The organism is Nodularia sp. LEGE 04288 (genome assembly GCF_963896525.1).
GTDB lineage: Bacteria > Cyanobacteriota > Cyanobacteriia > Cyanobacteriales > Nostocaceae > Nodularia.
This window is the reverse complement of record NZ_CAWQOY010000105.1, coordinates 1-22,910: the sequence shown is the minus strand read 5'-3', so window position 1 is coordinate 22,910 and position 22,910 is coordinate 1. Positions and strand designations below refer to the sequence as shown.

Annotated in this window: 17 protein-coding genes; 9 read left to right on the top strand and 8 right to left on the bottom strand. The window is 43.4% G+C overall.

The annotated features are described in order from the left end of the window. Positions 1–29 precede the first annotated feature (29 nt). Positions 30–2,519, top strand: a complete 2,490-nt coding sequence (locus tag AACX33_RS11150; RefSeq protein ID WP_194000694.1) for a two-partner secretion domain-containing protein — start codon at positions 30–32, stop codon at positions 2,517–2,519. Between the two features lie 95 nt (positions 2,520–2,614). Further along, complete coding sequence (locus AACX33_RS11145; protein ID WP_194000692.1) at positions 2,615–5,476, top strand: two-partner secretion domain-containing protein; 2,862 nt, start codon at positions 2,615–2,617, stop codon at positions 5,474–5,476. 63 nt (positions 5,477–5,539) lie between these two features. Here AACX33_RS11145 and AACX33_RS11140 read toward each other — a convergent pair whose 3' ends face one another. Continuing rightward, positions 5,540–7,069, bottom strand: a complete 1,530-nt coding sequence (locus AACX33_RS11140; protein WP_194000690.1) for a YifB family Mg chelatase-like AAA ATPase — start codon at positions 7,067–7,069, stop codon at positions 5,540–5,542. A 58-nt stretch (positions 7,070–7,127) separates the two neighbouring features. On the opposite strand from AACX33_RS11140, the gene AACX33_RS11135 reads away from it, so the two are divergent. Beyond that, the gene (locus AACX33_RS11135; RefSeq protein WP_265338613.1) at positions 7,128–7,262 is read left to right on the top strand and encodes a hypothetical protein; all 135 of its coding nucleotides are present in this window, start codon (positions 7,128–7,130) and stop codon (positions 7,260–7,262) included. Between the two features lie 79 nt (positions 7,263–7,341). Continuing rightward, a complete protein-coding gene (locus AACX33_RS11130) occupies positions 7,342–7,905 on the top strand; it encodes a Uma2 family endonuclease (RefSeq protein ID WP_194000688.1) in 564 nt (187 codons plus the stop codon). Positions 7,906–8,062: 157 nt separating this feature from the next. Here AACX33_RS11130 and AACX33_RS11125 read toward each other — a convergent pair whose 3' ends face one another. The 4 genes from AACX33_RS11125 to AACX33_RS11110 all read right to left on the bottom strand — a co-directional run bounded on the left by AACX33_RS11125 (position 8,063) and on the right by AACX33_RS11110 (position 14,984). After that, entirely contained in the window at positions 8,063–9,352 is a 1,290-nt protein-coding gene (locus AACX33_RS11125) for a cation:proton antiporter (RefSeq protein WP_194000686.1), read from the bottom strand. Positions 9,353–9,580: 228 nt separating this feature from the next. After that, positions 9,581–10,513 carry a YihY/virulence factor BrkB family protein gene (locus AACX33_RS11120; RefSeq protein WP_194000684.1) on the bottom strand — a complete coding sequence of 311 codons (933 nt, stop codon included), beginning with the start codon at positions 10,511–10,513 and terminating at the stop codon, positions 9,581–9,583. A gap of 58 nt (positions 10,514–10,571) precedes the next feature. Beyond that, on the bottom strand, positions 10,572–14,342 hold the full coding sequence (locus tag AACX33_RS11115; RefSeq protein ID WP_194000682.1) for a CAAX protease: 3,771 nt from the start codon (positions 14,340–14,342) through the stop codon (positions 10,572–10,574). 48 nt (positions 14,343–14,390) lie between these two features. Further along, the gene (locus AACX33_RS11110) at positions 14,391–14,984 is read right to left on the bottom strand and encodes a DUF3611 family protein (RefSeq protein WP_194000680.1); all 594 of its coding nucleotides are present in this window, start codon (positions 14,982–14,984) and stop codon (positions 14,391–14,393) included. A gap of 315 nt (positions 14,985–15,299) precedes the next feature. Between AACX33_RS11110 and AACX33_RS11105 the strand changes: the two genes are divergently transcribed. The 4 genes from AACX33_RS11105 (at position 15,300) to recR (ending at position 18,314) form a co-directional block, all read left to right on the top strand. Next, complete coding sequence (locus AACX33_RS11105; RefSeq protein WP_194000678.1) at positions 15,300–15,650, top strand: histidine triad nucleotide-binding protein; 351 nt, start codon at positions 15,300–15,302, stop codon at positions 15,648–15,650. A gap of 175 nt (positions 15,651–15,825) precedes the next feature. Next, positions 15,826–16,908, top strand: coding sequence for a photosystem II q(b) protein (gene psbA, locus AACX33_RS11100; protein ID WP_089090755.1), 1,083 nt, complete (start codon positions 15,826–15,828; stop codon positions 16,906–16,908). A gap of 156 nt (positions 16,909–17,064) precedes the next feature. After that, positions 17,065–17,643: a S6 family peptidase gene (locus AACX33_RS11095; protein ID WP_227788674.1), complete on the top strand. Its 579-nt coding sequence runs from the start codon at positions 17,065–17,067 to the stop codon at positions 17,641–17,643. A 113-nt stretch (positions 17,644–17,756) separates the two neighbouring features. After that, entirely contained in the window at positions 17,757–18,314 is a 558-nt protein-coding gene (recR, locus tag AACX33_RS11090; RefSeq protein ID WP_228049004.1) for a recombination mediator RecR, read from the top strand. A gap of 308 nt (positions 18,315–18,622) precedes the next feature. Here recR and AACX33_RS11085 read toward each other — a convergent pair whose 3' ends face one another. After that, positions 18,623–18,760, bottom strand: a complete 138-nt coding sequence (locus AACX33_RS11085) for a hypothetical protein (protein ID WP_194000676.1) — start codon at positions 18,758–18,760, stop codon at positions 18,623–18,625. Positions 18,761–19,522: 762 nt separating this feature from the next. Between AACX33_RS11085 and AACX33_RS11080 the strand changes: the two genes are divergently transcribed. Then, positions 19,523–20,998: a catalase gene (locus AACX33_RS11080; protein WP_194000675.1), complete on the top strand. Its 1,476-nt coding sequence runs from the start codon at positions 19,523–19,525 to the stop codon at positions 20,996–20,998. 165 nt (positions 20,999–21,163) lie between these two features. Here AACX33_RS11080 and AACX33_RS11075 read toward each other — a convergent pair whose 3' ends face one another. Together AACX33_RS11075 and AACX33_RS11070 are read right to left on the bottom strand one after the other, a co-directional pair. Further along, a complete protein-coding gene (locus AACX33_RS11075; protein WP_194000673.1) occupies positions 21,164–22,084 on the bottom strand; it encodes a histone deacetylase family protein in 921 nt (306 codons plus the stop codon). A gap of 64 nt (positions 22,085–22,148) precedes the next feature. Next, complete coding sequence (locus AACX33_RS11070; RefSeq protein ID WP_194000670.1) at positions 22,149–22,373, bottom strand: hypothetical protein; 225 nt, start codon at positions 22,371–22,373, stop codon at positions 22,149–22,151. Positions 22,374–22,910: the final 537 nt, after the last annotated feature.

The following is a 22,910-nucleotide window of genomic DNA, read 5'->3' as shown; positions in this document are numbered from 1 at the left end:
CAGTATATGTTGGTCATGGAGATAGGGTAATGAAAGTAACTTCTGTGTGCTGGGGTGTAGCCTGTGGGATCTTAGTAGGTGGAATTTTGCTACCTGCAATGGCTCAGGTGACATCTGACGCGACAACTAACACCATTGTCAACTCCAACGGCAATAATTTTGATATTCTTAATGGTATCAATCAAGGTAATAATTTATTTCATAGCTTTAGTAATTTTTCCATCCCTACAGGTGGTTCGGCAACTTTCGATTTAACAAACACACCAAATGCAACAACTATATTTAGTCGGGTTACAGGTGGGAATGTTTCTAACATTGATGGGTTAATTCAAACTCTCAACAGTAATAATCCTGTGAGTTTGTTTTTGATGAATCCCAACGGGATTATGTTTGGGCAAAATGCTTCGTTGAATATTGGCGGCTCGTTTGTGGGGACGACGGCGAACAGTATTAAGTTTGCCGATGGGACAGAATTTAGTGCCTTAAATCCAACAACACAGCCGTTGTTAACAATGAGTGTGCCAATTGGGTTACAAATGGGGCAAAATCCGGGAGATATTACCGTGCAAGGGAGTGGACACCGCCTGAGCGGCGGAATTTTTACCCCCACAGATCGCAGCAAAAATCCCATTGGGTTACAAGTCAGTGCAGGCAATACGCTGGCACTCATTGGCGGTGAGGTAAAGTTTTCCGGTGGCATTGCAGCCGTTAATGGAGGTGGGCATTTGGAAGTGGGCAGTATTAGGGATGGGCAAGTCGGACTCAATTCCACAATGCAGGGGTGGGTGGGGGATTACTCAAAGGTACAAGAATTCAATGATATCTATCTGGCAGAGCAATCGCTGCTAGATACCAACGGTAGCAACGGCTCGATTCAATTACAAGGGCGAAATATCAACTTGAGTGAGGGTTCAGCTATTTTGATCCAGAACCTTGGCGCACAAACGTCAGGGGGGATTACAGTCAAGGCATCTGAGTCCCTTAACCTCACAGGAAATTCCACCGATGGAAGCATTGCAAGTTCGCTTGAAAGTGACAATTTAGGAGCCGGTCAAGGGGGTGATATTAGCATCTCTGTTGGGGAGCTATCCATGCAAAATGGCGCAATAATCTCTACTCGGACGTTTACCCAAGCATCCGGTGGCAATCTTACAGCCAATGTCGCAGGTTCGATTAATATCAGTGGCTTTGTCCCTAGCAATCCAGTCAGGTTGTCCTCGTTCAGAACAATTACACTTAACTCTGCAAATGCTGGCAATGTTACAGTCTCAAGTGGTAATCTGCGGCTTCTGAATGGTGGTGCATTGTCTTCTGGAACCATAGGCTCAGGACAAGCTGGAACGGTACGAGTTAATGCGGCAGACTTAATTGAAATTGCTGGTAACAACTCAATTATATTGTCACCAAGTCTCTTGAGTTCAGCGACTCTCAGTTCTGGAAATGCCAATAACACCTTTGTCAACACATCCAGATTAGTGATTCGAGACGGTGGATTTCTAGGGTCTACCACCGTTGCTACGGGTTCAGCAGGCAATGTCATAATTAATGCTTCTAAGTCTGTAGATATTCAGGGTAGAGGGGCTGGTTCAATCACACCTAGCCGCATCGTTTCAACTGCGGAGATTCTCGACCCAGCTACTCAAGCTGCCTTTGGACTTCCGGCCATTCCCACGGGGAACGCTGCTTCCCTCACTATTAGCACACCATCATTACGCATCACAGATGGGGCATTTGTGACTGTCAGAAATGATGGGCCAGGTAGAGCAGGAGATTTGCTCCTTAATGCCAACTCTATTTTCCTTGACAACCAAGGTGCTATCACCGCATCAACCGCCTCTGGGAACGGGGGCGATGTCAGATTAAACTTACAAGATTATCTGCTGATGCGTCATGATAGCCTGATTTCCGCCACTGCTGCGGGCAACGGTAATGGTGGCAACCTGTTGATTAACGCACCAGTAATAATTGGGTTAGAAAACAGCGACATCATCGCCAATGCTGTCCAAGGTCGTGGCGGTAACATTAATATCACCACTCAAGGCATTATTGGTCTAGCGTTTCGCAATACCCTCACCCCCAGAACCAACCTCACCAATGACATCACTGCCAGTTCCGAATTCAATGTTAATGGTACAGTGCAAATCAATACTGTAGGCGTTGACCCCAATTCCGGTTTAGTCGAACTACCTGCCAACGTCAGCGATCCATCCCAACAAATTGCTACAGGTTGTACGGTTAACGAAGGTAGTAGTTTTGTCGCCATTGGTAGAGGTGGTATACCCCAAAATCCCAATCAACAAGTTTGGAGCGATCGCACTTGGTCGGATGTCCGTAATATTTCTGCGTTCCAGACAACAGGCAATAACACTGCCCAAATCCCAGAATCTTCAGCAACTCTCGTCCAAGCGACTAGTTGGCATCGTAATGTCCACGGCGAAGTTGAATTAATTGCAGCTTCATCTCCGGTTCAGTTACCGCAACCATCAACTTGTGCTGTTGTTACGAATAAACCAACTTAGGTCATGATAAATTTAATTCAAATAAAGGAAGTTGCTTGCTGATGAAATCCGTAGTTTTTCTATTCATATTAATAAATGGTTTTTTAACATCAATTATGATGCGAGCCGCGCTCGCTCAAGTAATATCAGATGATACTAACAACACTATTGTCAACCATAATGGTAATAATTTCACAATTATTAATGGTATCGAAAAAGGTAATAACTTATTTCATAGCTTTAGTAATTTCTCTGTACCCACAGGTGGGTCAGCGATTTTTAATTTAACAAATACGCCCAATATTACTACTATCTTTAGTCGGGTGACGGGTGAAAATATTTCCCATATTGATGGATTAATTCAAACCCTCAACAGTAATAATCCGGTGGATTTGTTTTTGATGAATCCCAACGGCATCATGTTTGGTAGAGATGCCAAATTAGATATTGGTGGTTCCTTTGTGGGGACGACAGCAAATAGTATTAAGTTTGCTGATGGAACAGAATTTAGTGCAGTCAATGGGAATGATTCACCATTATTGACGATGAGCGTACCCGTTGGTTTGCAATTGGGTAATTCTACAAGTCAAATTCAGGTGCAGGGGTATGGCAATGATAGCATTGTGCCTAGTAGCAACTTGGGAATAGTTGCCAGTCCCGGAAAAACTATCGCCTTAGTGGGAGGAGATATTACATTTACGGGTGGTGTGATTACTGGTTTGGCGGGTCGAATTGAAGTCGGTGCAGTGGGTAGTGGGACTGTGAATTTGACACCAACACCCGCAGGATGGCAATTAGGTTATGCACAAGTTGAAAATTTTCGAGATATCAAATTTACGCAGAGTTCTTCTCTGTGGAATCCCGATCCTCTAGGCAATCCTTTTGGTGGAATTCAGGTCGTAGGGCGAGATATTACCTTAGATCAATCCCAAATTGCCGCCGCCACAGTAGGAACTGGGCAGGGTGGTAATATTACTGTGAATGCAGAGCGATCGCTCTTTTTGGGTGGTGTAAATCCTTCGGCTCAAGCTCCCAGTGCCTGGATTGTCAATCAGGTGACTCCTGGCGCAACTGGAAACGGGGGAGCAGTAAAAATTCAAGCTGGTGATTTGACTTTACAAGATGGTGCAGCCATTGAAACCCTCAGTTTAGGTGCAGGAGCCGCAGGTAAGGTGGAAGTGGTAGCAGATACCATTGCGGCTAGTGGTGTCGTTGCTCTGCAAACTCCTTTCTTCTTCTCTACTAATGTTAATAGCCGGATCGCCAGTCAAGTCTATAGAGCGGGAAATGGGGGAGATGTTTCCGTGGTAGCGCGAAAACTCATCCTGGAAGATGGTGCTTCAGTCAGAACAACCGTATTTCCTGGAGCCACTGGACAAGGTGGAAATGTTTCGCTTGATGTTGCAGATGAGATTGATGCCTTAAGATTGAATTCCATTGGCTCTCAGCCCAGTGGTATTAATGCTCTCACATTTGGGATTGGTAATGGTGGAAATATCAGGGTTTCTTCAGGTAAATTAAATCTCATTGATGGGGGAACAATTAGCACAATTACTTCTCGCTTGGCAGGTGTCCCTGGTACGGGAATTGGCAACGCTGGCGATATTACGTTAGTTGTGGGGGAATCTAGCAATTTAGTCGGAGTATCACCCATTTCTTCCTCTCAAAACAGCTTTATTGGCAGTCTCAGCACTGGCTTTGGTAATACTGGCAATGTGTTAATAACGACACCCATATTATCTATCCAAGATGGTGCTACCTTGGGAGTGCTTACTGTACCAGTGATTGGTGGACTTGGAGACCCCAACCAGTTCACTAATCTGGGAAGCAATGGCTCTGTTACTTTAAATGTAAGCGATCGCTTCATCATTAGCGGTATCAATCCTATAAATGGCAGCAGTAGTGTTTTAAATAGCATCAACTATAGCAGTGCCAAACCTGGAGAGGTCACAATCACAACCAATCAATTGCTCGTTCTTGATGGTGGGATCATCAGTAACTCGACTGTGGGAACTGGTGATGCTGGGACTTTAAGAATCCAAGCCAATGACATTCTGATAGATGGTGAAAATAATTTTGCAGCGATCGTTGCTAATGCCTCTCTTGTGGATGCAATCACTCGTAATTTGTTTAAGCTTCCAGACTCTCCCACAGGTAACACAGGTGTTATCCACATAAATACTCAGCAATTAACCCTCCGTAATCGAGGTTTTATTACCGTCACTCATCAAGGTATAGGTGATGCAGGTGAATTAAACATCCAAGCCAATCGAGTTTCTTTAAATGCTGGGGCAATTGCTGCAACTACGGCATCTGGAAAAGGCGGTAACATCAATCTAGTATCAACAAATACATTTTTTAGTCGTAATGGCAGTCAAATTAATGTCGAAGCAGGTCGTAATGGTGATGGTGGCAACATTAACATCAATGCTCCGGTGATTGTTGGGTTAGAAAACAGCGATATTATTGCCAACGCTTTGAATGGTGATGGTGGCAATATTCAAATTAGTACTCAGGGTTTATTTGGACTAAAATTCCGCGACCAACTCACCCCAGAAAGTGATATCACTGCTAGTTCTCAATTTGGTGTCAAAGGTACGGTAAATATTAATAATTTTGGTATTGACCCCAATTCAGGTTTAGTAGAATTACCAGACAATATTAACGACTCATCCCAGCAAATTGCTACAGGTTGTACTGATAATCAAGGCAGTAGTTTTGTCGCCACTGGTAGAGGTGGAGTACCGCAAAATCCCAATCAACAAGTTTGGAGCGATCGCACTTGGTCTGATATTCGTGATCTCTCTACATATCGGCAAAATAGCTCCGTGACCGCACAAATACCTTCAGGGTCAGAAGTGCTGAAGCAAGCTACATCTTGGCGCATGAATCCGGAAGGAAAAATTGAGTTAGTTGCAAATAAAGCTTCTACTCAGACACAACTACCCTTGACCTGTGCAGCAACGCCCAAAGGTTAGCATGACTTTATTTTACCGCGATATCATCTCATCTACGATCAATCACTTAAATAGGGTGCTAGATTATTGCATCCTATCGATTGTGCGGTATTGAATTGCTTCGGCTATATGATTGGCTTTTAATTCATCTTCCCCAGCTAAATCTGCAATAGTCCGCCCAACTTTGAGAATGCGATCGCTCGCCCTAGCAGATAACCCTAATTTTCTAATTGCTGCTTCCAATAAATTGCGGCTAGTATCATCTAACTTGCACCATTTCTGGAGATGATGACTTTGCATTTGGGCATTGCAACGCAGATTTGGTTCTCCTTGAAAACGTTTAACAGCGCGATCGCGTGCCTTTGTAACTCTCTCTAAAACCGAAGTTGAAGCTTCTCCCGTGGGTTGTTGGGTAATTTCCTCTGGCTTTAAACGATTAACTGCAACTTGTAAATCAATGCGATCCATCAAAGGCCCCGAAAGCTTTGCCCAATAATTTTCCCGTTGTCTGGGTGAACAGGTACACTGTTGAATAGTATCGCCATAGTAACCGCAAGGACAGGGATTTGTACTGGCGACTAAAGTAAACTGCGCCGGAAACATTACAGATTGTCTGGTGCGGGAAATGGTCACATAACCATCTTCTAAAGGTTGGCGGAGAAATTCTAATACATCTCTTTTGAATTCTGTCAACTCATCCAGAAATAAGATCCCAAAATGTGATAAAGATATCTCTCCAGGACGGGGAAAGCTACCACCACCAACTAGAGAAGGACCTGATGCTGAATGGTGAGGACTGCGAAAAGGGCGATCGCGTACTAAGGAACCGCGATTTTTCAACAACCCAGCCACCGAGTGAATCCGAGTCACTTCTAAAGATTCCGCAAACTCCAAAGGAGGTAAAATTCCCGGTAAACGTCGAGCTAACATCGTTTTCCCACTTCCAGGAGGTCCGACAAAAATAAGATTATGACCGCCAGCTGCTGCAATTTCCAAAGCCCGACGAGCATGAGCTTGACCTTTGACATCTTTTAAGTCTGCACCAGGATAAGCCGTTTTAGGTAACGGTTGTGAATTATCTGGCTGTACAGGTTTGTAACGCCCTGGATTATTCAACAAATCCACCACTTCAGCGATATTTTTGCAACCGTAAACCGCCAATCCTTCAACTACCGAAGCTTCTTGAGCATTATCTACTGGAACAACTAAACCTGCAATCCCCATTTTCTCGGCTGTAGCTGCAATAGGTAAAACCCCAGCCACAGGACGTAAACTACCATCTAAGGAAACCTCCCCCAAGAAAAGGTAATCTCCCAACAAATCAGCGCTCACTTGTTCAGAAGCCGCCAAAATCCCCACACTAATCGGTAAATCGAAACATGGCCCTTCCTTGCGTAAATCAGCCGGAGTCAAGTTAATCACAATTTTCCGCATAGGGAAAGCAAAACCAGCATTTTTCAGCGTCGCTTTTACCCTCTCCTTAGATTCTTGCACCGCCGAATCAGGAAGACCCAACACCACAATTCCTGGTAAACCCCCTGAAATATCGACTTCAACACCGACCTTCACGGCATCGATGCCTACAATAGATGCACTCCAAACTCTAGCAAGCATTTCTTCTATATATATAAGTAAAGCTTTAAAAGCTTTAGCAGATCAGTAGGTAAATTGCATGAGTGAAACCACAGAGACAATTTTCAGCATTGCTCAATTTGAAGGTGAAATGCCAAAATTACCTTGCTTTTTCTTTGTACCTTTGCGCCTACCCTACGGGAACGTTTTCAACGAATGCGCCTTTGCGCGATAAAAATCCATATTTCCATTCTGCAACGCCGAAAAATTCATGCTATGGCTAAAATAATAGTTCCTAGAGATGCAGGTGAATTATGGTTCAAACCCCCACAAAATCCTTAACCCTAGAAGAATTTCTCCAACAACCGGAAACCAAACCGGCTAGCGAATTTATAGATGGTCAGATTATTCAAAAACCTATGCCCCAAGGAAAACATAGCACGCTTCAAGTGGATCTTGGTGCTGATATCAATCTAACGCTGAAACCCCAGCATATCGCCCGTGCTTATTCAGAATTACGCTGTACCTTTGGGGGTAGATCCATTGTTCCTGATATCGCAGTTTTTAGATGGGAACGCATCCCCCGCGACGATAATGGTAAAGTCTCCAACACCTTTGCAATCGCACCAGACTGGACAATTGAAATCCTTTCCCCAGACCAGAGTCAAACCAAAGTCGTCCGTAATATTCTTCACTGTCTCAATCACGGGACTCAGATGGGCTGGTTGATTGATCCAGAAGAAGAAGTGGTATTTGCCTATTTTGCTAATCGCACCCTTGCAGTGTTTGAATTAGCAAGCGATCGCTTACCTGTTCCACCCTTTGCAGAATCATTCAACCTGACTGTGGGTAAACTTTTTAGTTGGTTAACAGAATAGCATCATCGAAAAAAAACACTAGGCGATCGCTGAAATTGGCATGGGTGAAACCACAGAGACGATTTTCAGCCATCGGAAAATTCAGGGGATCTTGCACAGATGCTAGCGATCGCCTTAACTGCTGATGCTAGAGATGTCTAATTTCTAGAATTATCTTCTAATCGCTCATAGTAGTGCGAGCAAGAGATTTTTTTGTCGCCACCTGATGTTCATACCAGTTCATTAAGGGTGTAGCAGAAATGCCATGTAAAATTACAGAAACGACAACAGTAGTGTATACTATCCAAGATATCTGTTCACCAACCTCTCCTTTTAAGCCATGACTAAACGCATAGGCAAGATAATATAAAGAGCCTACGCCACGAATACCAAACCAGCCAAATAACCAACGGGTTGCAGGATGAAAATTACGACGTGGGGAGTTTAAGGGACGTTGACCAATTGTACTGATCCAAGCTCCTACAGGTCGAATTACTAAAAATAATAAAATGATGACTATGAAAGAAGAAAAGGCATAATGAACCATTGGTTGCCATAATAATATTGTTCCCAATAATAAAATTATCCCGATCTCCAATAATTTTTCTAGTCGTTCAATAAATTCTAATTGTCCCATTGGCTTGTGAGGATTTCTGTAACTGTCTTGGGTGATCAAACCAGCCACAAATACTGCCAAAAATCCATAGCCATTGATAATTTCTGTTAAAGAATAGGTAATTAGAATCGCACTAATAGCAATAAAATCTTCCATGATAACATCAGCAGAACGATTTTTTTGAATCTTTTGATCAAACCAAACGATTAGTTTAGCTACCAAAAAACCCATCACAATACCAGATGTAATCGCCCAAATCACATCAACTATTAACCAATCCTTTAACCAGTTGTTCCAATTATTATCTTTTATGGCATAAATGCCAAAATAAACAAAAGGAAAAGCTAAAGCATCATTTAACCCTCCTTCAGAGGTTAAACCAAAGCGTAACTCATCTCTATCCTTAATATCTGTTAGTTGTACTTCTGAAGCTAATACTGGGTCAGTGGGTGCAAGAATTGCTCCTAATAAGATTGCTTCTCCCCAATTCATTCCTAAAATGAACCTCCCGACTATTGCCAAGGCAAAGATAGAAATCGGCATTAATAACCCAATCAACCGTGCTGTAATATTCCATATTTTCCAGCGTCGAGGATGGATAATTTTTAACCCACAGCTAAATACAGAAACAATCACGACAAATTCTGTGAGTCTTTCGAGTATTTTGGCATTAAATACATTATTTTCTCTTAGTTGGATAATTCCTATGCCTTCAGAACCTAAAAATATACCCATTAATAGATATATTAGTGCAAAAGAAAGTGGTAAGCGCTTAATCCAACCTGACCCTAGTGTAACTACTAGTAACAGTAGACCAATAATCAGTAGTTCAAGAATGTAAATGTTGATCATATAAATATGTGTAAAAGTCAAACATATTCTGAGCATCTTAATGGAGATAGCCTATTTATATGAAATATCTATAGATAGATTTTGTGAAGAAGTTTTTCTGGGATTTCTACTCCGCTAGATTAGGATCTAGGCTCATCAATGCGTCTGAATATGGTAAGAGCGATGATCGCCTAAAATCTCTAGCTGCTAAATTGGCATGAGTGAAACCACACAGACAAACTGAGTTCTTTAATAATTTTGGGTATTTAATTGTTTCACGGCGCTACGACTACCAAAAAGATGAGCATAAACGTAGGAAAACTCACAGCCAAAGAGGAAAATGCAGCACGCTAAATAAATCCAAGTTAACAGAATCATGACGCTACCAATCACGCCATAGGAAAGGAAATGGCTGCCGATGGTAATCACACTGTTACTAACTAATTGTTGCAATCCTGCCAGCAGCAAGGCGGTAATTACAGCACCTAACCAGACATCAACCCAACGGACATAAACAGACGGCAAAATCTTGAACAAAATGCAGGCAGTTACAGCCAGAATTAAAAAAGATGAGCCTCCCTGAAGACCTTTGGCTAATTGTAGTTCGTCAACTTGGATGAAAGAGAAGGTCTGACGAAAGTTTGCCACTAGCCCTAGGATAGTTTTGATCACAATATTTGAGATTAATGAACTCAGCAGCAATAAACCTGTGCCAAGGACTAACAGAAAAGCCCAGATTTTTTCCACAACAAAGGAAAGCACCGTTTTTCTAATTGATGTGTGAGCTGGATTAGGCGATCGCCAAATTCTATTGACTGAACTACTCAGAACCGAAAAAACTGTACTGGCGGTAAATAAGAGCAAGCCAAATCCCACAATTCCGGCTCCAGCACTACTTTGATTGAGGGATATGATAGTTCCTTTCACCAGATCGTGAACTTCTGGAGGCAGATATCGCTCTATCACTGCTGTCATGTTTTGGAACGCTTCAGTATTAGGTTCAATCAGCGAACCAATAATGCTCAAAATGACTAATAGTATGGGAAACAGTGAAAAAAGGGCATGGTAGGATAGAGCCGCCGCCATCCCAGAACAATTGTCTTGGTTCCACTTCTGCCCTGTCTGGAGCAGGAGTTGAGTCGCCTTTGAAGGCAGAATTGTATCTCGAATAAATCGAATCATTTTTTCTTACTCTCCCCTGCTCCCTGCTCCCCTTCGACTGCGCTCAGGGCAAGCCTGCTCACAGTGTGATCGGGGCGATTGGTTCAATGTCAGGGTCATATCCGCCAATTTGATTAGTTCGCAATACCCAAACAGTTGCACCGTGATCCAGGAAGATTTTGACTAAGGTATCACTAGCAAGACGGGGTAAAATTGTCCGCCAACTGCCCAAACCCATGATCAAATTGCGGATCGGTTCATCTTCCAGAGTGCTGCCCAGGTCGTAGTCGTTTTGTTCCCAATTTGATTGGGAACCACCTATGGGTTGCAACTCCAGTTTGAGTTTTTTGCCAAGCTGAAGAAGTTCTTTGAATCGTTGTTCCTGTTCGGGATGGTGTTCACTCCATCGATGCAGATAATCTACATTGGCGCGCACCTGTCGCTGCATCTGGTTCAAACTAGTGAATAAAGCCTGATTGGAATCCTGTGTGCAGTTATTGACAAGTCCAACGTAAGTGCCTCCGGTGCCGTCTCCGATGCGATAACGAGCTGTCATCACTTCTAGTTGCAACATGACCGAATCCAATGGCGAGAGCTGCCCTGATGCCAAGTTATAGTAACCACTCAAAGCATCGTGTTTGATCAGAAGGTCACAGACTGGGCGATTACCGAGCCAACCAAATTGGCGATCGCCCATATAGCGCGACCAATGAAGTGTGCCGGCAATTAGCCCATCGGTATTATGAGTGTAGACCTGATGATAGCGTAGATCAAAGCGTAGTTCATCACTCAACGGTTCACGAATCACTTGCGCTAAACCCAAGGCAAAGTGTCCAAAGTATATGGGCGTAGAGGCACCAGGTTCGGCTTTTTTACCGCCAATGCCGCCATAAACGTGAATCAACAGCGCGCGATCGCCTTCTTGCCAATCATTGATGGCATTGTGGATTGCTGGAGATGAACTGTGTTTCTGCGCTGTGCATAATACAGAAGAGATTCGCCCTTTCTGCGCCTTAATATCTGCCCAAGAGCGGTTGCGGATGTAACGGTAGGATGGTTTTTTGCCGAACACCACTTCACCTGGTTGCAAGCGAAATAAGTCCCGTGGTTGCAAAGACTGCACTACGAATCGACCCTGAGTATCCTTCGCGCCATAGATATACCAGCCTGTCTCATTCAATGCAGACTTTTCCAAATCACGGGTAGTTGACGGGGAACTGTCTTGAGTTGCTGCCATGACTACTTCTGGCAACCGTATAACCTCTTCTGATCCATTAAACTCACGAGTCTGAGAGTTAAAGTGAACCACACGGAATTGGTCGGTGTAAGGAATAGGCTGGACAAACTTCACCAGTGCATAAAAGCGCCCAGTAATTTGCACTGGCTGGCTGTGAATCCGAAGGGAAATGGGGAAATAAGATAAAGTGGTGGCAGCATCAGAAGATGTCCACGTTTCCAGGCTTTCACTGCCGCTTTCCTCCACTTCCACAGGTTCATTCAGCGACACAACTATGTCATCTGTGGGATGAGAACCTGCCAGCGATTCTAGAGGATCAACTTGTTGCCAATGGTTGAGACGTTCAGGATGAATGAGTCCGTCGTATTTGCTGGAGTAATCGGCATCGGCACTAAAGTGAACATCGTGAGTTGCGGCTTGCTTCAAATATTTGACAAATGGAGTATCGACCCAACGCAGTTTCACAATTTTTCCGACTAAATGCTCATAGTTGGCAGGAGTATGATGCACTTCAAACAACACACCTTTGATAATTTGCCGAGCTTCCCGATGGGGTAAAATCAAACGACCCATCCAAGGTGCGATCGCCTGATACTCGTGCAAATTAACTGTCTGATTCAGGGGGTAATAGGCTGGATCATTAAAAGCAGCCTGTTTATAGTGTGCGTAATTACTCAGCTTCACAGGAAAGTTTTGTCCTGCTTGCAGTAGGTTTCCCGTCAAAATTCGCAAGATGGTTTCCACAGTTTGTTGCAGATTACTGCGTCCATTTGGCAAAAATTCTTCCGGGTCCATGTACCCACCTGGAACCTGATGCCCCACAGATCCCACTGACAGAATTGAAATTTTACCCTTGCGTTCTGCCCGGTTCCAGTAAGACAAAGGCAGGATTTTCCAGCGTCCGGGAAACATGATCAGACCTAATCTCTGCACCACATCCTGATCACCAATCAAATGATAGAGATGTTCTATCTGGAGAAAATTGTTGTTAGCACTCATCACACCACCCAGGGATACCACATCAATGGGCGCTCTCAGTGCTTGTCTCAAGTAAGGTGCAGAAGCCACAGCCATTTGTCCACCGCCGCTGTAGCCAAGCAGAGTAATTGGTGTGGCGCTCCCCAACTGATAGTCTTGTGCAACTAAGCCGTTGTACAGCACCTGAGCAATACCTCGGTTGTAGATGGGGCCATAGCGCTGATCAGCAGACACGGCCACAATTAAAACATTCCGCAGGTTGACTAAAATACCCAGCAGTGCCGTAGGATTATCCCAACGCAACTTGTCTGCTAGTTTCCAGAGAAATGCCAAGGGACGGTCTTCATGCAGGGGCTTATTCAAGACGGAATACATCATCAATCCCCGTACCAGTTTGATATCCTGGGGCAATGAAGCTGTTAACACTGTCAGGAAATCTTCGACATCGGGGGTATATTCTTCACCTGATTGTCCAACGCCATCTAGATAGATGAGATAGCGAGAAAACTGGCTTGGCTGCTGAGAGTCAGCAAGAGTAGAAGTTATTTGGGTCTTGTCTACTTGTTCACCAAACCATCCTGCCCACCACCCTAAAGTTTCAAAGGGAGCCAACAATCCTGAAAAAACCAAGGCAATTACGCCAATCCATCCCAGATCAAATATTAATCGTGAGAATGTAGGTAGTGCTTCATACCAACCAAATACACCACTGCGAATGGGTCGCAGCAGAATACCAACTATGAAAAACAGCACAAATAAACCCAATAAACTCAACAGCAGGTGAATGGGTTGGGCAATGCTATTGGCTTGGTGAGTTAGATGAACAAAGCTACCTGTCCCATGAGTACGTGGAGTGAGAGTGACTGTCGCCGAGGGTGTGGGTGAAAGAGTAACTGCTTGAAGAGTTTGAGAATGGGAGCGATGACCGCTCGTTTGAATCAAATGTTGCTTTTTTGGGAGAGTAGTTTGAAAAGTCCCCACCAATGGGAAAGGAACTGTTCCCAAGGCAGACCCCCTTGTTGCCGCCAGTTCTTCACGATTTGCCGACAGGTTTACCCCAGCCACGCGATCTGCAATAATTTTACCCAACTGGGCAATGGGCTGACCGATAGTTTTTTCTAACATTTCTTTGACAAACCAGCCAAATGCCACATAGCCAAAGGAAAATCCTGCACCGATGTTAGCAACAGCATCAAAGCCCACTACCATTGCTAACAAGTTCCAGATTGACAAGATTCTTAAAAGTGGTAAACCCAGGTAAGGTAATGCTCCGAGAAAGCTGAACAGCAATGGCGCATAGCCCAGCCCTAGAACTGTTAATAGAGTGGTAAACGGGATATGAATTGACCAGGGAAGCAAACAAATCAGCCAGGTGCTAAATACCAGGAATAGAAACTCAAACAGCGATAAAATCGTGCTGACTAATAGACTCCAGATGAAGCGAATTGGTTGGACACGGTTAAGAAATAAAATGATGCTTTGACCAATGGCCAGTGATAATTGCGCCAGCAAGACCACGGCAATTGCTAGTATTAAGCCTCTTGGTAAGGTGGTAACTTTGCGGAATGCTTCGCCGTTGAGGACAAAGACCCAGCCTAGAATTTCCCAAACGCGATCCATTACAGTAGATGTCATCGACTCTGTTCTCGGTAGGCAATAGAACTATTCAAATCAGCCTCCATCTTAGGGATGGCGATGTTGCCCAACCTGATAGAGCAACAGCAATGCGACAATGGCTCCCACTAATCCGGCAGCGATCGCATTCACCATTGCTTGAATGGCAATCATATTGGATGGAGTGATGATTGCTCCCTGAGTCACCATTGTCGCCGTTTGATTCGGAGTAATCATGGTGGAACCTTGAGGCATCATCAACATTTTAAATGTCAATGTACCTACTTGGGACAAGGCAATTAATACTGCGATCGCCATTATGCCGATATTGGCTAGCAGCCCCAGCTTGAGATTTTGGCTCACCTGAGACTTGGCGGGACGCAGATTCGGACTTTCTAATTTGTTTGCCAATTGTGTGTAGCGGAAACACCAGTAAATACTGAACAGCAGAATTACCAAACAGGCGATCGCCAACCCCAGACCAAAGGAAAGTCCACTCCTCTGCCGTCCAGGACTAAACAGAACAGATGCAACTACCACTAGGATGGGAATGAAACCCAGTAGAGCTTGCAACCAGAAGCCAATCCAACCCAGCCAGCGCAAAGAATGGGCAATCTGCCGGGGAGTTGGACTAGCCGCTTCAGGATTGAGGAAATTAAACATAAATATAGATTGCGGGAAAAGAGGGCATCAGATAGCCGATACTCCAAAATCTGATGCAATTCCATAAATCATTGATTTGGATAAACTACAAACCTGGCGGTAGGAACAAGCACAACAATGGACACATCCAAATAACTCTCTTATAAAGCAAGTAAGTGAGTCGGCGGCACATTTTATCAAAATGTCACAAAATTTTAACCAGAGCTTAATTTGGTTAACTCAATAGGATCATTAAAAAATAACGCCAGGCGATTGGCTTCGCCAGTGCCGGAGGCGATCGCCTAAAATCTGTAACAGATGTTTAGGTAAATCGGCATGAGTGAAACCACAGAGACAATTTTCAGCAAAATTATTCGCCGGGAAATTCCGGTAGACATTGTTTATGAGGATGAATTAGCCCTAGCATTCAAAGACGTTAACCCACAAGCCCCAGTTCATATCCTCGTCATTCCCAAAAAACCCATTGTCAAATTAGCTGATGCTGAATCTCAAGATCAAGCTCTTTTAGGACATCTATTATTAACTGCTCAACGCGTAGCCGCAGAAGCTGGATTAAACAACGGTTATCGTGTTGTGATCAACAATGGTGCTGATGGCGGTCAAAGTGTCTACCATTTACATTTGCATATCCTGGGAGGACGGCAGATGGACTGGCCTCCTGGTTGATCAAACCTGAATGAATCGTGTCTTGAGATGCGATTCATAAGTAAAACCAATAATTTGTATAAGTAAAAATTTATTAAAATCCCTTTACAAAACAAAACTTATCCTCTAAGGTAGTATTCAAGTAAGCAAGTTTACCTACTTACTTAATTCATCCAAAAAAAGCAATCATAAAAAAATGACCACAACCTTACAACAGCGCCAAAGCGCTAACGTATGGGATCGCTTCTGCGAGTGGATCACCAGCACCGACAACCGCATTTACATCGGTTGGTTCGGCGTTCTAATGATCCCAACCCTACTAGCCGCTACCACCTGCTTCATCATCGCCTTTGTTGCAGCACCTCCCGTAGACATCGACGGTATCCGTGAACCCGTAGCTGGTTCCTTGATTTACGGAAACAACATCATCTCAGGTGCAGTTGTTCCTTCCTCCAACGCTATCGGCTTGCACTTCTACCCAATCTGGGAAGCAGCTTCCTTAGATGAGTGGTTGTACAACGGCGGTCCTTACCAATTGGTAATTTTCCACTTCTTGATCGGTTGCGCTTGCTACCTTGGTCGTCAGTGGGAACTATCTTACCGCTTGGGTATGCGTCCTTGGATCTGTGTAGCTTACTCTGCGCCTTTGGCTTCTGCTACCGCAGTATTCTTGATCTACCCAATTGGTCAAGGTTCATTCTCCGACGGTATGCCTTTGGGTATCTCCGGAACCTTCAACTTCATGATTGTGTTCCAAGCAGAACACAACATCTTGATGCACCCCTTCCATATGTTGGGTGTAGCTGGTGTCTTCGGTGGTTCTTTGTTCTCCGCAATGCACGGTTCCTTGGTAACTTCCTCCTTGGTACGTGAAACAACCGAAACCGAATCACAAAACTACGGTTACAAGTTCGGACAAGAAGAAGAAACCTACAACATCGTTGCAGCCCACGGCTACTTCGGTCGGTTAATCTTCCAATACGCGTCCTTCAACAACAGCCGTTCACTTCACTTCTTCCTAGCTGCATGGCCTGTAATCGGTATCTGGTTTACCGCTTTGGGTATCAGCACAATGGCTTTCAACTTGAACGGTTTCAACTTCAACCAATCAGTAATTGATTCTCAAGGTCGCGTTATCGCTACCTGGGCTGACGTAATCAACCGCGCTAACTTGGGTATGGAAGTAATGCACGAGCGTAACGCTCACAACTTCCCCCTAGACTTGGCTGCTGCTGATGTTGCTCCAGTTGCTTTAACTGCACCTGCAATCAACGGTTAATCATCAAGTTTAGCTGAATAAGAAACGCCTCTCAGAAATGGGGGGCGTTTTTTGTATGCTAGTATAAGTTTTTACAGACGATCATAGACCGGCATTTTTAGATGTCTTTTTCCCAAAAATTCTGGTATTTCATTAAATTTTTGAAGAGGTTACCCTGTGAACAAGAGCCGTTTTTTCTCACAAGCTGTTTTGAGTGCCACTGTTTTGAGTGCTGCGGGAATAATGTCTTATTCCTTGGTGGCTTTGGCTGATGAGGTTACCTGTCGGGGTACATTAGGGGCTGTTACAGTTGATAACGTGCGAGTACCTGATGGTGCTACGTGTACTTTGTCTGCTACGAAAGTTAAGGGTACTGTGAAGGTAGAATCTAATGCAACCCTGAGAGCTAGCAAGGTCAACGTAATCGGTAATATTCAGGCTGAGAATGCCAAAAATGTAGTTGTTAATTCCAATTCAGTCATTGGCGGTAGTATCCAAATCAAACAATCAGGGGCGGCAGGTATTAGCAATACACAAATCAAACAAGATTTACAATTTGATACAAATAAAAATCAACTAGTTGCCAGTGGTAACACAATCGGTGGTAACTTGCAGGCTTTTAAGAACACCGGAGGACTTACGATCAATAACAATAAAATTGATGGTAATTTGCAATGTAAAGAAAACCGTCCTGTTCCGACTGGAGGAGGAAACATTGTCAGAGGTAATAAAGAGGATCAATGCTCCCGGTTATAGGGTGATCTCAACCGGATGAAAGTACGCGAAAAATGTCATCATAGGAATGGTGAAAACATTCGGGAGATAAGACTACGGTTTACGCACGTCCTTTAGCACGATTAATTGAGCAGTTGCAACGCCTACCGGGAGTTGGTCCCAAGTCCGCCCAGAGACTGGCTTTGCACATTCTTAAACGCTCAGAATCAGAAGTAGAAGCTTTAGCACAAGCCTTAATTGATGCAAAAAAGCAGATAGGCTTGTGTTCTGTTTGCTTTCACCTATCTGCTGATCCTGTTTGTGAAATTTGTCGTCATCCTAACCGTGACAATACCTCTATCTGTGTGGTAGCGGATTCTCGTGATTTGATTGCGTTGGAAAAAACCCGCGAATATAAAGGCAAGTATCACGTCTTGGGTGGGGTGATTTCCCCGATGGATGGTATTGGCCCAGAACAGCTAACTATCCAAGCTTTGGTGCGGCGGGTGAGTCAACAAAAAACCCAAGAAGTCATTATGGCGATTAGTCCGACTATCGAAGGGGAGACAACAACTCTGTATATCGGTCAGCTACTTAAACCATTTACCAAGGTGACACGTATCGCTTTTGGCCTACCGGTGGGTGGCGATTTGGAATATGCCGATGAAGTGACGCTGGCAAGAGCTTTGGAAGGTCGCAGAGAGTTAGATTAATTTTTATGAGAAAGTTAGCTCAGTAACAGGCCTTGCGTTCTTACTAGGTGACATCTTTCCAGGCGATCGCTACTAAGATAAATTCTATATATAGCCGTAGTCACATCGGTGACGACAGTGTTGATTGCTGAGGGCAAATGAAGCAACTGGGTTTCAGTCGGTTTACAGTTATTTACCTATGGAGGCGTTGATTTCAGGTAATCCTGTAGGGCGATGCAATTTGCGGGGTTGAGTTTGACCAGAATTTTTTCAAGGCAAACACTTTTATCCAATATCTATTGACACGAAGCATTCCACCAGGGTCTAATTTAGCGTTCTCCTGTTTTTTCAATCGTTTCTATGACTGCTAAACCAATACCAGAAGCAGCTATTAGCATGACTGCTGATAGCAAATACATATTGGTAAACATTTGGAGGGCATCTTCAAAAAACATATAGGTGGTCATTGCTTCACCTTTTCAACTCTGTGGTGCTAGTAGTTTTTGTTTTTCCAGATGACTTAGTAGTTCTCTTGGAAAAGTTTCTATTAGTATCTTAACAAAACTTTAGCTAATTCACGAAACCACTCGCAGTTTTTTTTTGAAGATTAGATGAATTTCCGCAACTTTTTGTCAAAGACAATACCGAAAAAGATTAATTGTAATAATTATAACTAGCATTTTTTAAGTAAATACTTTATTTAAGCAAGTAATTAAAATACATCAAAAAACTAAATATGATGGAACTATCAAATTTATAAATATTTACGAAACGTTGATTGATAGGTCTAATATTGCTGTCAGTGAAAGAAAATATTTTGAGAGATTTACTGAACAAAACTTTATTTATTTGTTTTTAAGTTTACATAAACTTTTGATGAAGTTGAATTATTTATAAAAAATTATGACCACCTCTAAGAGACAGCAACGTAGTTTAACTTTTCGGACTTTAGGCAAGGAAGTGTTAAAGAAGAGGAAAGGACGGGGGATTCCTAATTGACGTATTCCGGTTTCTCCTGCTAGGTAGAAGATATCAGTAATAATACCCCCTAGTTCATTTTCAAAAATGAAGCAAATATTATAGTTAATTGCTATCTCCTAGTAATTTCGATTACGCTAAAAAAAGTAAAGTCATAATGACTTTACTTAAAAGCCTGTTGATCAGTTCAAAGTTGACCTACTCAACAAATATGGCAATATCCCAGTAAATCAATAGAAAAATCACCTACTATGGCAGACCCCAAAACATTGACAACGGCTGATGGCATTCCGGTGGGAGACAACCAGAATTCTTTGACCGCAGGTGAGCGTGGCCCTGTGCTGATGCAAGATTTTCACTTGATGGAGAAACTGGCTCACTTCAACCGAGAACGTATTCCTGAGCGTGTTGTTCATGCAAAAGGAGCAGCAGCATTTGGCACGTTCACCGTTACACAAGACATCACTCGTTACAGTAAAGCTAAAGTTTTTGGCGAAATTGGTCAGGAAACTCAGGTTCTGCTGCGGTTTTCGACAGTAGGTGGCGAAAAAGGTTCAGCTGATGCTGAACGTGATCCTAGAGGCTTTGCTATCAAATTTTATACGGAAGAAGGTAACTGGGATTTGGCAGGCAATAATACACCAGTCTTCTTTATCCGCGATCCGCTGAAGTTTCCTGATTTCGTCCACACGCAAAAGCGCAATCCGCAAACTAATTGCAAAGATGCCAATGCTATGTGGAATTTCTGGTCACTTAGCCCAGAGTCTCTGCATCAGGTGACAATTCTATTTAGCGATCGCGGTACTCCCAAAACCTACCGACACATGAACGGCTATGGTAGCCATACATTCAGCCTGATTAATGCTCAAGGAGAAAGAGTATGGTGTAAGTTTCAGTTCAAAACCATTCAGGGCATTGAAAATTTCACAGCAGAAGAGGCCAGTCGGATTAAGGGCGAAGACTCCGACCATGCAACCCGTGACTTATTTGAAGCGATCGCTAATGGCGACTATCCGAAGTGGCGAGTCTGTATTCAGGTAATGACCGAGGAACAAGCCGCAAGCCATGAAGATAATCCCTTTGACTTGACCAAGGTTTGGAAACATTCCCAATATCCCTTGATTGATGTCGGTATTCTGGAACTCAACCGGAACCCGCAAAACTACTTTGCTGAAGTTGAGCAAGCAGCTTTTTCTCCTTCTAATATCGTTCCTGGGATCAGTTTTTCTCCAGATAAAGTCTTGCAAGCTCGGATCATATCCTATCCCGATGCTCAACGCTATCGGATCGGTGCGAACTACCAGCAATTGCCTGTTAATCAACCGAAATGTCCGGTGATGCACTACCAGCGTGATGGTGCGATGGCATTGGGTAACAATGGCGGCAATACACCTAACTACGAACCCAACAGCTATGAGGATACACCGAAAGAAAATTGTGTTTATGCAGAGCCAGCTTTGAATTTAGGCCATGTTAAAGCTGATCGTTATGACCACCGTATAGGAAACGACGACTACACCCAAGCGGGAGAACTTTATCGGCTGCTCAAACCTGACCAACAAGAACGTCTCATCCAAAACATTGTCGGCAGTTTAAGTCAGGCACGCAGCGATATTCAGATGCGCCAACTCTGCCATTTTTTCCGGGCAGATATGAATTACGGTCAGCGTGTGGCAGAAGGTTTGGGGATTTCCATTGATCCATCGATGTTGCCAAAATCGAATTAACAGATTTTTCCAGAATATTAGGCAATACGGTTCAGTTAAGGGTGCAGAATGTGGGTTTTAACGAACCGCAGAGGCGCAGAGGACACAGAGAGAGAAGAAAGAGTAGGAAAAATTGATTAACTGAACTGTATTGGAATATTAGGGACAATTCATGAATTGTCCCTTTCAAATTAAGCAGCGTTCAATTGTGGCTACGACAGATTGGGAAAGTGATGGAAAATCATAACCACCTTCTAAGCCAAAAATAATTTTACGAGTTACTCCCAGACAAGCGTCTGTAAATAAAGCATAATTTTCTGGTTGTAAATTTGTACTAGCTAAAGGATCTGCCCGATTACCATCATAACCAGCGCTGACAATCAGCAAATCTGCCTGAAAGTTAGCTAAAAACGGTATGGCTTTGTTCTCTAGTAGTGGCTGATATGCAGTGATATCACTACCAGGAGGTGCAGGTAGGTTTAAAACATTGTCATAAAATCCAGGTTCAGTCGATTTCCCAGTTCCGGGATAAGACGGATATTGATGTAAAGAACAGTAGGCAATTTGGGGATGAGTTTCAACGATCGCCTGTGTACCATTGCCATGATGTACATCCCAATCTAGAATGGCGACACGCCTAATTCCTGGTTGTTCTAGGGCATATAAAGCGGCGATCGCTGCATTGGAAAATAAGCAAAATCCCATCCCCGTATTACTTTCAGCATGGTGTCCTGGTGGACGTGCTAAAACAAAAGCCGGGTTTTTTGTGGCGATTACAGTATCAACTCCATCCATCCAAGCACTTACGGCTAACAACGCTACATCATAACTGCGGGGGGAAATTGGTGTATCACCGTCTAAATAACCGCCACCAGTTGCCGCAATTTCTTTAACTTTATTGATATAGGTTGGAGTGTGCGCTTTTAATAGTGTAGACATGAGCGATCGCTTTTCTGATGCTGCGGTAGGCGATCGCCAAGTAATTTTTTCGGCAAAAGCGGCTGACTTCAGGGCATTAACGATGACTGTTAAGCGTTCTGGGCATTCTGGATGGTATCTTCCAGTTTTGTGATCTAGAAACTCGTGAGAATAAATGACTGATAGCATAAAGAAAAAAATATCAGCAGTAAAATACTGACATCATTTTATCCTTACTGCTAAAGATCAAGACTTATGACCTACCTTGATCATCCTCAAGTGTTTCATCAATTGGTTGCTCAAGCATTTCTGGCACTAAAGCTGGATTACCCCTACGTTCAGCTGGCGATTGTCCTCGGATGACATCATCCATTTTGGGAGGATGTTTGATCATGTCCAGCACCTCTGGACTTAATTGAGATGCAGCATCTTCTGGATGAGTTTTTTCCTCTGGGTTGGGAACTTTTGCCTGATTCATGGGATTTATGGAAATTTCCTGTAACTGCTGGTCTTCAGCTTAAGATATCTTGTAGCGAGGCGAACACTATCTTGGGACTTAAAATTGCCATTTTTAGGCAGCGTTTAATAAGTAGATATGGTGAGTTGCACTAAAATGCTAATTTGTAAACACCCTCTAGATATAAGACTAAAAAATGTATTAGTTTAGGAGAAATAAACTGCTTTTTTATGAAGCTATGCCTAGCTACTTAGCTCCATAGACAAGTTTTGTTTAAGAATTACTGGATCAGAGTATGAAATGCCAAAAGTACCTTTCTTTTTCTGAATACCTACCATGCTGGTTCCACTTGCGGTATGTGCTAACACGTATTTAGTGCTAGAGTTTCGCCCTGTGCGTGTGAGCGCAGCGGAGGGTAGCCAGACAAATTGATATAGGAATCCGGTTTGATTTATGAAAAAATTAAGTATTGTAGGGTGCGTTAGGATGAAGTCCGTAACGCACCATTATTAAGGCTTTGGTGCGTTACGCTACCGCTAACACACCCTACGTGTCTGT

Excerpts from the sequence above, each read along its gene's own strand:
- AACX33_RS11150 (WP_194000694.1), top strand. The coding sequence starts at position 30 with ATGAAAGTAACTTCTGTGTGCTGGGGTGTAGCCTGTGGGATCTTAGTA.
- AACX33_RS11145 (WP_194000692.1), top strand. The coding sequence starts at position 2,615 with ATGATGCGAGCCGCGCTCGCTCAAGTAATATCAGATGATACTAACAAC.
- AACX33_RS11140 (WP_194000690.1), bottom strand. The coding sequence starts at position 7,069 with ATGCTTGCTAGAGTTTGGAGTGCATCTATTGTAGGCATCGATGCCGTG.
- AACX33_RS11135 (WP_265338613.1), top strand. The coding sequence starts at position 7,128 with ATGAGTGAAACCACAGAGACAATTTTCAGCATTGCTCAATTTGAAGGT.
- AACX33_RS11130 (WP_194000688.1), top strand. The coding sequence starts at position 7,342 with ATGGTTCAAACCCCCACAAAATCCTTAACCCTAGAAGAATTTCTCCAA.
- AACX33_RS11125 (WP_194000686.1), bottom strand. The coding sequence starts at position 9,352 with ATGATCAACATTTACATTCTTGAACTACTGATTATTGGTCTACTGTTA.
- AACX33_RS11120 (WP_194000684.1), bottom strand. The coding sequence starts at position 10,513 with ATGATTCGATTTATTCGAGATACAATTCTGCCTTCAAAGGCGACTCAA.
- AACX33_RS11115 (WP_194000682.1), bottom strand. The coding sequence starts at position 14,342 with ATGACATCTACTGTAATGGATCGCGTTTGGGAAATTCTAGGCTGGGTC.
- AACX33_RS11110 (WP_194000680.1), bottom strand. The coding sequence starts at position 14,984 with ATGTTTAATTTCCTCAATCCTGAAGCGGCTAGTCCAACTCCCCGGCAG.
- AACX33_RS11105 (WP_194000678.1), top strand. The coding sequence starts at position 15,300 with ATGAGTGAAACCACAGAGACAATTTTCAGCAAAATTATTCGCCGGGAA.
- psbA (WP_089090755.1), top strand. The coding sequence starts at position 15,826 with ATGACCACAACCTTACAACAGCGCCAAAGCGCTAACGTATGGGATCGC.
- AACX33_RS11085 (WP_194000676.1), bottom strand. The coding sequence starts at position 18,760 with ATGACCACCTATATGTTTTTTGAAGATGCCCTCCAAATGTTTACCAAT.
- AACX33_RS11080 (WP_194000675.1), top strand. The coding sequence starts at position 19,523 with ATGGCAGACCCCAAAACATTGACAACGGCTGATGGCATTCCGGTGGGA.
- AACX33_RS11075 (WP_194000673.1), bottom strand. The coding sequence starts at position 22,084 with ATGCTATCAGTCATTTATTCTCACGAGTTTCTAGATCACAAAACTGGA.
- AACX33_RS11070 (WP_194000670.1), bottom strand. The coding sequence starts at position 22,373 with ATGAATCAGGCAAAAGTTCCCAACCCAGAGGAAAAAACTCATCCAGAA.